This is a genomic window from Rhodococcus sp. 114MFTsu3.1 (genome assembly GCF_000383555.1).
GTDB lineage: Bacteria > Actinomycetota > Actinomycetes > Mycobacteriales > Mycobacteriaceae > Rhodococcoides > Rhodococcoides fascians_E.
The window spans coordinates 123,640-135,616 of sequence record NZ_KB911556.1 but is presented as its reverse complement, the minus strand read 5'-3'; the positions used below and the strand labels follow the sequence as shown (position 1 = coordinate 135,616).

Sequence of the window (11,977 nt, the reverse complement as noted above, 5' to 3'; positions counted from 1 at the left end):
GCGTGAGCCCGCTACTCACCGACCGCATCGCCGGTCACGCACGCGAGAATCCCGAGGCGATCGCCGTCGTCGACCGTCGGGAATCGGTGACGTACGGCGATTTCTGGGAACGGGTCCGCCGCACCGGTGCCGGGATGAACGGCATGCGACGCGTCGCGGTTCTTCCGACGTCGGACGTCGGCTCGCTCGTCGCGGTGACCGCGGCGATGGCGTCGGGAATCGGTGTGGTGTTGTTGCACAGGCACTTGCTGCCCGGTCAGTTCGGCAGGGTCGTCGAGCTCGCCGCCCCGGACGTGGTGATCGCTGCGCAGCAACAGCATCGACGGGTGGCATCGCTCGGCTGGCCCGACCCGGTCGTCGGTCTGGACGGGCGGGGGCCGCACGGGAGTCCCACCGAGGGCGGTGAACTCCTGGTCGGGATCACGTCGGGAAGCACCGGTGAGCCCAAGCTCTTCGTACGGAACCAGCGTTCGTGGGCCAGGACGCTGGACCGCAGCGACGCCGTGTTCGACGTTCGGCGGGGAGATCGCGTGTCGACGCCGGGGGTGCTGGACCACACGCATTTCCTGTACGGCGCGCTGCACGGGCTGACACGGGGTGCGGCCGTCGACGTCCGGCCCGTGGTCGACGCACTGAACAGTGGCGCGACGCATCTCTATTCGGTGCCGACGATCGCGTGGGACGTCGTGCGCGCCGATGTCGGCCCGGTAGGGAGTGTGCGTGAAGTGCTCTCCAGTGCGGCCCGCTGGCCGGAGTCGGGGCGTCGAACACTGCAGAACGTGCTGCCGAACGCGTCGCTCGTTCACTTCTACGGCGCCTCGGAGCTGAGCTTCGTGTCCTACGATCGCGGCGTGAATCCCGGTGCGGGCACACTGTTCGACGGTGTCGAGGCGCGGATCGTCGACGGTGTCGTTCACGTGCGCAGTGACATGGTGTTCGACGGGTACCTGACCGACGGGGGACTCGCAGGCGGACCGGTCGACGGCTGGATGACGGTGGGAGACAGAGGAAGTGTGGACGGGTCGTCGCTGACTCTGTTCGGTCGTGATTCCGAGACGCTGATCCGGGGAGGGCTCAATGTCGAGCTCGCGCCGATCGAGCATGCAGCCCTGAGCATCTCCGGTGTTCTCGAAGCGGGAGTCGTTGCGATTCCCGACGCACGATTCGGTGAGGTACCCGCGCTCGCACTCGTCGTGAGCGCGGGCGCACCGCCCGTCGAGCGCATCCGTCGGTCGTTGCGTGAGGCCCTGCCCGCCCCCAGTGTGCCGACGCGGATCCTCGTGGTGCCCGCCCTGCCCCGCACACCGCGCGGCAAGCTGGACCGTCAGGCCCTCGGGGCGACCTTCGCGACGGAGCGCACCGCATCGTCGACGACGAACCACACGGTGAGCGCGCCGCCCTCGAAGCGGTGACGAATGGTCACGTGGTCGCCCGCCAGAATGGGGGAGAGATACTCGATGACGGCCCGGTGCGGGGCGTGCAACAGATCGGCGTGATCGACCAACAGTTCCTCGACGGCGTGCCAGTACGCGGCGTTGTTGACGTGGTTGAACGGGTCGATGTCGGTGGCGCGCAAGGGAAACTGCACGTCGGTGTGCGCGGGTGACGGCACCGGCTCGGTCAGCCAGGCCTTCCACCGCAACCGATGCTCGTCGGTGGTGCGTGCCAGCAGGGCCAAGGCCTCGTCGCTGATCCGGGTGGGCATACCGGTACTGGCACTGATGTTGATCCAGAATCCCTCGGTCTCGATGGACGCGCCCTTGTCGGTGGTGATGTTCACGCGCATGTTCGACCACCTCGTCGACATCGACGAGCACCACCGTCTCATGTGCACTCGGTCCGGGAACTCGACCGGGGTGTGCACGTCGATGACCGTGCGCCGCACGATCCAGAACGGGTCCGTGACGCCGAGCGAGGTGGCATCGAGATTGTCCGACCCGATGTCCTGCAGGTAGCGGGCCATACCGTCGAACCGCAGGCGGTTGTTCGGGTCGACGTCTCCGGTGCGGACGGTCCAGTTGGTCTCGAAGCCCTCGCCGTCGGCCGGCGCCGGAGCAAGAGGGTCGTCGAAGCCGACAGGTTCGGGGCTCCGCTGCGTTGCGCTGGTTCCGTCGGTCATGGTGAACGAACCTACCCGGCCGAGCGTGTCACAGGACCCGGCGCGCCTTCATTCCGTCGAACACCGGCCCGATCTTGACGACGTCGCCGAAGGTGGGCGCGTGCACCATCTGCCCGTTGCCGACGTAAATTGCGACGTGCCCGGGACCACCCGCCTGCCAGTTGCCGAACAGCAGGTCGCCGGGCTGAGCCAGCCCGAGCGGGATTTCGGTGCCGACGTTCCACTGCGTCTCCGACGTCCGCGGGAGGGTCACCTTGCCGCCGGACGCCTTGAAGATGGCGTAGGACGTCAGACCGGAGCAGTCGAACCCGCCGCCCGACGGTCCGTTGATGTTGCCGCCGCCCCACACGTACGGCAGGCCGAGATAGTTCATGGCGGACCGTACGGCGTTCGCGCCTGCACCGGCAATGTCCAGGGCGGAGAACGGGTTCAGTATCGCGGAGAACTGCATTTCCGTCGCCCGGATCTTCGCGACGTACGGCTTCGTCTGGTTCTCGTAATCCGGTGTACCGGAGGGCATCCCGCCGGAACGAAGGACTGCGCCCGCACCCGCGTTGTACCCGGCGATGGTCAAGTCGAGGGTGTCACCACTGACCCTGCCCTCGGACTTCCACTGCGAGACCTGACTGTGGATGTCGCACAACATGTTTCCCGACGCCATCACCGAATCCGCGATTCCGTTGATGTCGGCCACACCGTCACCGTCGGCGTCCTTGCCGTAGGTCGCCCACGTTCCCGGCATGAACTGCCCGGGGCCACGTGCCCCACTCGAGGACACCGGGGCCGTCGGACCGTGCCGGAACCCGTTCTCCGCGGCGTACAGCGCGGCAATGACGGGTGCCCCCACGCCGTCGCAGATGGCCCCGGCCTTCATGAGCCAGGGAACGAACGCGGTGATCGCACCGATAGGCGACGCGGACACTCCGGTGAACGTGGCGGGTACCCCGGGGAACAGCGCACGCCGAAGTGCCTCGGCGGCGGGCATGAACGCAGTCTGGGACACCAGATCGCCCAGTGAATACGTCGACGTACCGAACTGCAGGGCGCCGCTCGCGCTCGGTATCAGGGCTCCGAGCGATGTGATGGGCGAGCTCGTCACCGAGGCGACGGGCACCTGCGCCAGAGGCGGTGTGGGCGGTGCGTCCGTCGCGGCGCCCGCGTCCGCCGGTTCGGTCTCCTCGGTCTTTTCGGTGTCCGGCTCGTCCGGAAGCATCGGGTCGGCCGCGGATTCGATCGCGGCCGCGGCATCGTCGAGCATGGCGGAGGCGTCGTCGCGCTGATCGTCGGGAAGGGCCCCGAGAAGGTCGTCGAGTTGCTGTTGCAGACCGGGTGCGGCGTTCTCCGCGGATTCGGCGACGCCCGCAGCTCCGTCCTGGATCGGTGGGGGAAGGTCGGTCCCTGCTGCCGCCCCCGCTGCGGACACGATGACGGCCACGATGACTGCGATCGGATCGCCTGCCATGTAACAACTCCTGGTGCTGTGCGTCTCTCCCCAAAATGCTTCCATGCCCACTCATCCCCGCGTGAGGTGGCTCACATCATCATGCCCTGCGACGGCGCTCCGTGGTTCGGAATGCGCGGACGCAACCTACGCGTCGCATCTTCCATTGCGGCATCGGTGCGTAGGTTGGCGGTGCGTAGGTTGGCGGTGCGGACGAGAGGAGACACGAATGGACAAGCGAGTGGTGTCACCCGTGAGCGTGTGGGATCCCGGCGCTCAGTTGTTGTCTCAGTGTGTTGCGGTGGAGAACGCGTCGACGACGCTGTATCTGTCGGGCCAGACGGCGATCACGGCGGACGGTCAGTTCGCGGGAATCGGGGATGTCGAGGCGCAGATTCGTCTGGCGTTCGAGAACATTCGCCTGATCGTCGATGCAGCCGGTGGAGCCTTGGAGAACGTGGTCAAGCTGACCGTGTACTTCGTCGACATGGCACACCTCGACACCTACACCGCGGTTCTCGGTGAGTTGTTTCCCGAGACCAGGCCCGCTCAGACCGTCGTCGAAATCGTTCGGCTTGCGATGCCGGAGTTGCTGATCGAGATCGACGCCGTCGCGGCCCTTTAGACGAGCGTCGACCAGTAGTCCGAGAACCTGATGCCGACGAGGGCGATCACCACGGCGTACCAGAGCGCGAGGATCGTCCAACGCCATTCGAGCAGCAGCCTCGGGACGGTGCCTGCGCGCTCGCGGTCGACGAGTTGGGACAGCGTGACGACGAATATCGGCATCGTGACTGCCCAGACGACCATGCAGTAGGGGCACAGTGCGCCGATCTCGTAGAGGCTCTGGTCGATCAACCAGTGGATGAACACCTCGCCGAGCAGGGTGCCCAGCGACAGTCCGAGCCAGTACCAGTGCGGTAGTGCGACCTTCGCGAGGGTCAGGATTCCGGTGACGAGTACCACCGTGAAGGCGACGATCCCGATGATGGGATTGGGAAACCCGAACAGTGCGGCCTGATCGGTGGTCATCACCGAACCGCACGACAACACCGGATTCAAGCTGCACGACGGCACGTAGGACGAATCCTCGAGCAGTTTGAATCGTTCGATCGTCAGGGTCAGTGCCGCGAGGAGTCCGAGTACGCCGCCGACCGTGAGGACCCAGGCGGTGACCTTGCTGGTGGGCACTGCTCTACTGTGCCGCGGTGATCGCGGCCCGCAGGTTGTCCGGCGTCGGGACGTCGACGACGGTGCCGTTGACCGAGACGGTCGGGGTCCCGGTGACGCCGGAGTCGATGACGTTCTGCGTCTGGCTGGCGACGTAATCGGTGTAGGTGCCGTCGGTGATGCAGCTGCCGACGTCGACCTGAAGTGTCCGGGCGATTCCGTTCAGGTCGTCGTCGCTGAGGCCTGCGCCGCCCTCGGCGGGCTGCTGCTCGAACATGGCCTTGTGCCATGCAGGCCACTTGGAGATGTCGGCCTGCGCGACGCACATGCCCGCATTGGCTGCGCGCGTCGAGTAGTTCGTCGACGACATTCGGTCCAGGATTGCGATCGGCTTGTAGTCGACGGCAATGGTGTTGTCGGCCACGAGCTCGGAGAGGGTGTCGCCGGAGATCGCCTCGAACTGCTTGCAGGCTGGGCACTGGAAATCCTCGACGGCGGTGACGACGACGGAGGCATTCGGGTCACCGATGCGGATCGCACCGTCCTCGGTGACGACCGACGGCGTGGCAGCCGGGGTTGCGGTGGTGTCGTCGGAATTCTTCGACGCGATGTTGAAGCCGATGACGGCGATCAGCGCCACGAGAACGACGGCGACGCCGACCTGGATCAGGGTGCGGCGCTGTTTGTCCTTCTTGCCCTGCAGTGCCGCCGCAGCTGCCTGTGCCTTCTTCTTGCTGTTGTTGCTCGCCCTGTCTTTGCTCACCGATATCCCTCGTTCAGCCGAAATGCTCGACCCAGCATATGCAGGTGAACCTGAGGACTAGGTGAGAGAGACGAGCCGTTCGATGGCGAATCCGTAGCCCGCAATTCCGAGTCCGGCGATGACCCCGGATGCGATGGGGGAGACGAACGAGTGGTGACGGAACTCTTCTCGCGCGTGAACGTTGCTGATGTGGACCTCGATGATCGGTACTTCCGGGATCACCAGAGCGTCGCGGAGGGCGACGGAAGTGTGGGTGAGGCCACCGGGGTTGATGACGATTCCCGACACGCGCCCCCGTGCTTCGTGGATCCAGTCGATCAGGTGGCCCTCGTGGTTGGACTGCTCGGCTCGGACGGTTCGTCCGTGCGCGGCGGCGGTCTTCTCGCACAGTGCGACGACGTCGGCAATCGTCTCGTGGCCGTACACCTCTGGCTGACGCGTTCCGAGCATGTTCAGGTTCGGTCCGTTCAACACCAGGATGGGGTCGGCCATGGGCTTGCTCACTTTCGTCTTCGTCGCGTCCTGTCGGATTCGATCCTTGCACAGGGCACCGGGCAGAATGTGGGCAGTGAGAAGCGTGTGGGTGGTCTGGGGTGTCGGTGTCTTCGCATACATCGTCGCCGTGCTGCACCGCACCGCCTTCGGTGTCGCAGGGCTCGACGCCGCCGACAGGTTCGTGATCAGTCCGTCACTGCTGTCGTCGTTCGTCGTTCTTCAGGTCGTCGTCTACGCGGCGATGCAGATACCCGCTGGTGTGGTGCTGGATCGCGTCGGGTCTCGGAAGATGATCGCACTCGGCGCGCTGCTGATGACCGTCGCGCAACTGGTACTGGCATTCACCGATTCGCTTCCCCTGGCTGTGACGGCGCGTGCGTTCGTCGGAGTCGGGGATGCTCTGACGTTCATCTCGGTGTTGCGTCTGGTCCCGCAGTGGTTCCCGCCGAGGCAGGTTCCCATCGTGTCCCAGCTGACGGGTCTGCTCGGCCAGATGGGACAGATCCTGTCCGCGGTGCCGTTCCTCGTACTGCTCAACGGTCCGGGGTGGACGGTCGCGTTCGGCAGCGCTGCGTCGCTGGGACTCGTCGCCTTGGTCCTGACGCTCGCCCTGGTTCGTGATTCACCTCCCGGCACCGAGATCACCGAGAAGGCGACGTCGGTGCGTGAGACGTTCGCGACCATCGCGCAGGTGTGGAAGCGCCCCGGGACGCGGCTCGGGTTCTTCTCCCACACCGGTACGCAGTTCTCGATCACCGTGTTCGCGTTGTTGTGGGGTATCCCGTACCTGACGTCGGCGCAGGGGTTGTCGTCGTCGACGGCCGGCGCGCTGCTGTCGATCTCGGTGGTGGCAGCAGTGTTCTCCGGCGTCGGGCTCGGCATCCTCACCGGGCGATATCCGATGCGACGGTCGTGGATGGTGCTCGCCATCATGATCAGCAATGCGGCGATGTGGGCAGTCGTGCTGGCACTTCCCGGTCCTGCTCCGCTGTGGCTGCTGGTCGTCCTGGTGGTCGTGATCTCCGTCGGCGGACCCGGTTCGGTCATCGGATTCGACTACGCACGTACCTTCAATCCGAGCGCCAACCTCGGCACCGCGCAGGGCATGGTCAACATCGGCGGATTCACCGCGTCGCTTCTGGTCATCGCATCGATCGGATGGATCCTCGACGCGTTCGGTGGCTACACGTTCGAGGGCTTCCGGGTCGCGTTCCTCGTCCAGTACCCGGTGTGGATCGTCGCGATCACCGGCGTCGTGCTGACCCGTCGCAAGACCCGCAGGCAGCTCGCCGACGAGGGTATCTACCCGCACACGATGCGCGAAATCCTCCAGCGCTTCCGGGACCGCTGAGCCGCGGAGCCGCCGGGACCGCTAAGCGTCGGAGACCGCCGAGACCTCGACCGGCGTCTGATATCCGCGCAGCTCCACCGGCCCGGTCGACTGCCAGTGACGCGCTTCGTCCGCGCCTGCGTCGTCGACGAGTCGGCTGCTGACCAGCACTCTGCCCGGCGCGAGTTTGGCGAGATCGGACAACCTCGCTGCGCAGTTCACCGGCTCTCCGATGACGGTGTACTCGTATCGCTGCAGTGCTCCGATGTCCCCGGCGAACACATCACCTGCAGCAACGCCGATCCCGAAGTCCATAGGAGCGGCGCCGGCTGGGTTTCCGGCGGAGTGACCGGGGGTGGTGCGGGTGTCGAGGGATCCGAGTGCGAGGCGTAGGCGTCGGGCAGCTTTCAAGGCGGCGGCAGCCGGATTGTCGATGGGTTGGGGCGCGCCGAAGACGGCGAGTGCGGCGTCGCCTTCGAATTTGTTGATGAAGCCGAGGTTGTCGTCGACGGTGTCGACGACGATGGCGAGGAATTCGTTGAGTACTTCGGCGACGCGTTCGGGCGGATGGTCGACGGCGAAGGCCGTCGACCCGACGAGATCGATGAACAGGACAGCGGCGTACTGGACGTCGCCGCGGGGGAAGTCGGATTGTTCGAGTGCTCTCGAGGCGACCTGGGTGCCGACGTGTCGGCCGAAGAGGTCTCGTAGTCGTTCACGTTCGGTGAGTCCGCGCGACATGCTGTTGAACCCGCGTTGCAGGTTCCCGATCTCCGAGGAGTCGTAGACCGGGACGGCTACGTCGGTCCGTCCCTTCTCGATCTCCGTCATCCCTTGGCTTACTTCTCGCACCGGCTCGGACACCGATCGTGCGACGAGGATGGTTCCGCGGAGTCCGGTGCCGAGTGCGATTGCGGAGACGATGAGGATGGGCAGTTCGATCGGGGCGGGGATTGCGACGGGCTTTCCGGTCGAGTGCACGATGACGATCAGCGTGATCGCTGCCACCGGAATGGCCGTGCACACCAACCAGGTGAGGATCAGTCGTGCGAGCACGCTCAGTTCACGTCGCGCCGGGGTGCCCGTCGACGCCAGCACGGTGACGGGACGCAGTGACCTCTCGGTCAACAGGTATCCGGTTCCGGCGGTGGTGACCGCACCGAACACGGTGCCGATGACGATGAGTACCGTCACGTCGTGTTCCGCGTCGTGCGTCAACGCTGCCATGGAGAACCCGAATGCCAGCCACAGCGCGAGGTGCGACGCGGTGTGGTGCAGCGGAATCCGTGTCGCACGTTTCGATTGCTCGACCGTCGGGATGTCCTCGTGTGCGAACCACCGCAGGGTGGGCAGGATCAGCACGATGCCTGCGAGGGCTCCGACCGTGATGCCGAGCGGGACGATCCATCGGAATGCGCTGAATGCGGGGTCGGTCAGAATGCTGCCGACCGTCGCGGTCTCGGATCTCGCGAGCAACGCCACGACGAAGATCACCTGCACCGCAGCGGCGATGTTCAACGCGATCAGCGATGCCCCGTACTTGACGGCGACACGTCGGGCTTGCCGGGCGGTCACCGCAGTCCCCGAGGCTGCGACGGGGTGATTGCTGCGACGAGGGCGGTCATCGCGGACTGTGCGCTGTCGGTTTCCGTCGGCCCGAGCGCGGCGAGGGCCGCGATCAACGCGGCGATCTCCTCGAACGACAAATGCAGGGGAGCAGGCTTGTCGTGGCTGGGAAGTCGGCTGCCGCCGCCTGTTCCCGGTACCGACACGATCGGGACGCCGGATTCGACGAGACGGCGGCGGTCGCGTTCCACGGTTCTGGCGCTGACCTGTAGTTTCTCGGCCAGATCTTCCGTCGGTACGGGCAGTGGCGAGTCGGCCAGGATTTCGATGAGACGTTGCTGACGCACCACGCGTCGCAGCGTCAGGTGGTTGTCGCGTGAGTCGGAGCTCGTTTCGCGGGGCACAATCGGAGATTCTTTCCGATTACCGTCACCGGCGTGGCGGTAATCAACCGTAGGTTCTCCGTTCATGACCTCCACCAGCACCGAATCGATAGAGGACTTCTTCGACCGCTACACCGGTTACCTGTCCTCGGGCGACATCGACGCCCTCGCGGACATCTACCACTATCCAGCTCTCGCGGTGTCGCCTCGCGGCTGCCTCGCCGTCACCGATCCACAGCAGACGCGTGACTTCTTCAGCCAGGGGCAGCAGTTCTACCGATCCCGCGGAATCCAGGGCGTCCGAGCGAAGGACATCGTGACCGACATCGAGGGCAACGGGATCTGGGTGGGACATCTGCTGCTCGAGAACCTCGATTCCGGCGGCAACTCCGTCGGCGTGGAGCGCAACGCCTACCAGATCGTGCTCGACGCCGATGGAGCTCGCCGTATCGCGGTCATCACCCCTCTGGACGGTGTCTGACGCGTTCGACCTTGTCTGCGGTCCTTCACAGCATTTCTCGAGGTTGTTCCCAGCGGGGACGAACCCGGCCCGGTCACTCTGGTCCTCGACACTACCGACGGAGGACCTTTTCGTGACCACAACACTTCTGCCGCCGACACCAGCGGAACCGCAACCTCGGCATCGTAAGGCTGCGAGGTATGCGCCGAACCGCCACCACGTAGTGCTGGGCGTGCTCCTTGCGGCGACCGCCGTGCTGTACCTGTGGAACCTGACCGCCAGCGGATACGCCAACACCTTCTATGCCGCTGCGGCGCAGGCTGGTTCGAAGGACTGGACTGCGTGGTTCTTCGGTTCGCTCGACTCGGAGAACTTCATCACCGTCGACAAGCCGCCCGCATCGCTGTGGGTGATGGGATTGTCGGCTCGGATCTTCGGGTTCTCCAGCGCCAGCCTTCTGGTGCCGCAGGCATTGATGGGTGTGGGTGCGGTCGCCGTCGTCTACGCCGCAGTCAAGCGGGTCGCCGCGCCCACGGCAGGGCTCCTGGCGGGTGCGGTCTTGGCGTCGACGCCGGGGGCGGCGTTGATGTTCCAGTTCGACAATCCCGATGCACTGCTGGTGTTGCTGATGTCGATCGGCGGATACTTCGTCGTGCGCGCCCTGCAGACGTCTGTCGGTCGCCGAGCGGCGATGTGGCTCGCGTTCGCCGGCGTCGCGCTGGGTTTCGCGTTCCTGACCAAGATGCTCCAGGGTCTGCTGGTGCTCCCGGCCTTCGGGTTGACGTACCTGGTTGCAGGGCAGGCGCGTCTGGGTGCTCGGTTGCTGCATCTCGTCGGTGCGTTCGCCGCGCTCGTCGCCGGAGCCGGGTGGTGGGTTCTGACCGTTGCGCTCTGGCCCGCCGATGCGCGCCCGTACATCGGAGGTTCGACGGACAACACCGTCATGGATCTGGTGCTCGGCTACAACGGACTCGGCCGCATCTTCGGATCCGACGGCAATGCCGGTGGCGGAATGGGCGGCGGTGGAATGGGAGGGGCCGCGGGTTCCAGTTTCGGCGGCAGCACGGGACTGGACCGGCTGTTCGGTAGTGAGATGGGCATCCAGATCTCGTGGCTGATCCCCGCCGCGTTGGTGGCACTGGTGTTCGGGCTCATTGCTCGGGGACGCGCACCGCGCACCGATCTGCTGCGCGCTTCGCTCGTTCTGTGGGGCGGTTGGTTCCTGGTGACGGGTTCGATCTTCAGTTACATGTCCGGAACCATCCACCCGTACTACACGGTGGCCCTCGCGCCGGCTGTTGCAGGCATGGTCGGGACCGGCGGCTATGCATTGTGGATCGCACGCGAATCCGTGTGGGCGCGTCTCGGTCTGGCGTCGATGATGCTCGCGGCAGGCGGATGGGCCTGGGTTCTGCTGCACCGCAACGCTGACTGGCTGCCCGCTCTGAAGTGGATCCTGTTGCTCGGAACCGTCGTCGCTGCTGTCGCGATCCTCGGTGCGGGTCGGTTCCGTGTACTCGCCGTCATCGCTGCCCTCGTCGGCTCGATCGCAGGTCTCGGCGGCGGTGCGTCGTATGCCATCGCCACCTCGTCCACCGTCCACAGCGGATCCATCCCCACCGCGGGTCCCGTCGGTGCCGTCTCGGACTCCGGCATGGGCGGCGGTACCCCGGGTGGAGGTATGCCGGGTGGCGGTATGTCTGACGGCGCGGTTCCCTCGGGTGGGATCCCAGAGGGTGGTATGCCCGGTGCTGCCGCAACAACCGATGGTGACGGTGCAGGTGCCGCCGGCCAAGTCCCGGACAGTCCGGTGGCCGGAGACGAAGCAGGTGTCATGGCTGGTGGCCCCGGTATGGGTGGAGGTTCCGCTTCCAGTGATCAGGTGAACGCTCTGCTCGAGTCGGCCGACACCAAGTGGTCCGCTGCGGTGAACGGATCGCAGACAGCCGCGACCTACGAGTTGGCCACGGACACAGCGGTCATCGCTATCGGAGGGTGGAGCAGTGATCCCGCGCCGACTCTCGATCAGTTCATCTCCTACGTCTCGAATCACGAAGTCAAGTACTACATTTCCGGTGGCCGAGGCGGCGGAATGGGCGGCGGCATGCCCGGTGGTGGTAACTCGCAGTCCACATCGTCCGACATCGCGGAGTGGGTCGCAGCGAACTTCACCGCCACTACCGTCGATGGCGTCACCGTGTACGACATGAGCGGATACACAGGCTGACCGACAGTCCATGGACGCCGATT

Annotated in this window: 12 protein-coding genes; 5 read left to right on the top strand and 7 right to left on the bottom strand. The window is 65.7% G+C overall.

Annotated elements, in window-relative coordinates:
* The first annotated feature begins 2 nt into the window (after positions 1–2).
* Positions 3–1,412: an AMP-binding protein gene (locus tag H292_RS0121285; RefSeq protein ID WP_019665522.1), complete on the top strand. Its 1,410-nt coding sequence runs from the start codon at positions 3–5 to the stop codon at positions 1,410–1,412.
* Here H292_RS0121285 and H292_RS0121280 read toward each other — a convergent pair.
* Together H292_RS0121280 and H292_RS0121275 are read right to left on the bottom strand one after the other, a co-directional pair.
* Positions 1,325–2,119, bottom strand: a complete 795-nt coding sequence (locus H292_RS0121280; RefSeq protein ID WP_019665521.1) for an acyl-[acyl-carrier-protein] thioesterase — start codon at positions 2,117–2,119, stop codon at positions 1,325–1,327. The genes H292_RS0121285 and H292_RS0121280 overlap by 88 nt on opposite strands.
* Positions 2,120–2,147: 28 nt before the next feature.
* Positions 2,148–3,581: a C40 family peptidase gene (locus H292_RS0121275; RefSeq protein WP_020112666.1), complete on the bottom strand. Its 1,434-nt coding sequence runs from the start codon at positions 3,579–3,581 to the stop codon at positions 2,148–2,150.
* A gap of 208 nt (positions 3,582–3,789) precedes the next feature.
* On the opposite strand from H292_RS0121275, the gene H292_RS0121270 reads away from it, so the two are divergent.
* On the top strand, positions 3,790–4,185 hold the full coding sequence (locus tag H292_RS0121270) for a RidA family protein (protein ID WP_019665519.1): 396 nt from the start codon (positions 3,790–3,792) through the stop codon (positions 4,183–4,185).
* On the opposite strand, the gene H292_RS0121265 is transcribed toward H292_RS0121270, so the two are convergent.
* From H292_RS0121265 to aroQ, 3 genes are read right to left on the bottom strand one after another with little or no spacing between them, the layout of a single operon-like run.
* Entirely contained in the window at positions 4,182–4,751 is a 570-nt protein-coding gene (locus tag H292_RS0121265) for a vitamin K epoxide reductase family protein (protein ID WP_019665518.1), read from the bottom strand. The two genes, H292_RS0121270 and H292_RS0121265, sit on opposite strands and share 4 nt — an antisense overlap.
* A gap of 4 nt (positions 4,752–4,755) precedes the next feature.
* The gene (locus H292_RS0121260) at positions 4,756–5,493 is read right to left on the bottom strand and encodes a DsbA family protein (protein ID WP_019665517.1); all 738 of its coding nucleotides are present in this window, start codon (positions 5,491–5,493) and stop codon (positions 4,756–4,758) included.
* 57 nt (positions 5,494–5,550) lie between these two features.
* Positions 5,551–5,985 carry a type II 3-dehydroquinate dehydratase gene (aroQ, locus tag H292_RS0121255; protein ID WP_170947486.1) on the bottom strand — a complete coding sequence of 145 codons (435 nt, stop codon included), beginning with the start codon at positions 5,983–5,985 and terminating at the stop codon, positions 5,551–5,553.
* Between the two features lie 67 nt (positions 5,986–6,052).
* Here aroQ and H292_RS0121250 point away from each other — a divergent pair, with 67 nt between their 5' ends.
* The gene (locus tag H292_RS0121250; protein ID WP_020112665.1) at positions 6,053–7,339 is read left to right on the top strand and encodes an MFS transporter; all 1,287 of its coding nucleotides are present in this window, start codon (positions 6,053–6,055) and stop codon (positions 7,337–7,339) included.
* Between the two features lie 21 nt (positions 7,340–7,360).
* Here H292_RS0121250 and H292_RS0121245 read toward each other — a convergent pair whose 3' ends face one another.
* Together H292_RS0121245 and H292_RS0121240 are read right to left on the bottom strand one after the other, a co-directional pair.
* The gene (locus tag H292_RS0121245; protein WP_020112664.1) at positions 7,361–8,893 is read right to left on the bottom strand and encodes an adenylate/guanylate cyclase domain-containing protein; all 1,533 of its coding nucleotides are present in this window, start codon (positions 8,891–8,893) and stop codon (positions 7,361–7,363) included.
* Positions 8,890–9,288 carry a helix-turn-helix transcriptional regulator gene (locus tag H292_RS0121240; RefSeq protein WP_230594049.1) on the bottom strand — a complete coding sequence of 133 codons (399 nt, stop codon included), beginning with the start codon at positions 9,286–9,288 and terminating at the stop codon, positions 8,890–8,892. Before H292_RS0121240 ends, H292_RS0121245 begins: the two co-directional genes overlap by 4 nt.
* Before the next feature lie 64 nt (positions 9,289–9,352).
* Between H292_RS0121240 and H292_RS0121235 the strand changes: the two genes are divergently transcribed.
* Positions 9,353–9,748, top strand: a complete 396-nt coding sequence (locus H292_RS0121235; RefSeq protein ID WP_020112663.1) for a hypothetical protein — start codon at positions 9,353–9,355, stop codon at positions 9,746–9,748.
* Positions 9,749–9,860: 112 nt separating this feature from the next.
* Entirely contained in the window at positions 9,861–11,954 is a 2,094-nt protein-coding gene (locus tag H292_RS0121230) for an ArnT family glycosyltransferase (RefSeq protein ID WP_442978573.1), read from the top strand.
* Positions 11,955–11,977 lie beyond the last annotated feature (23 nt).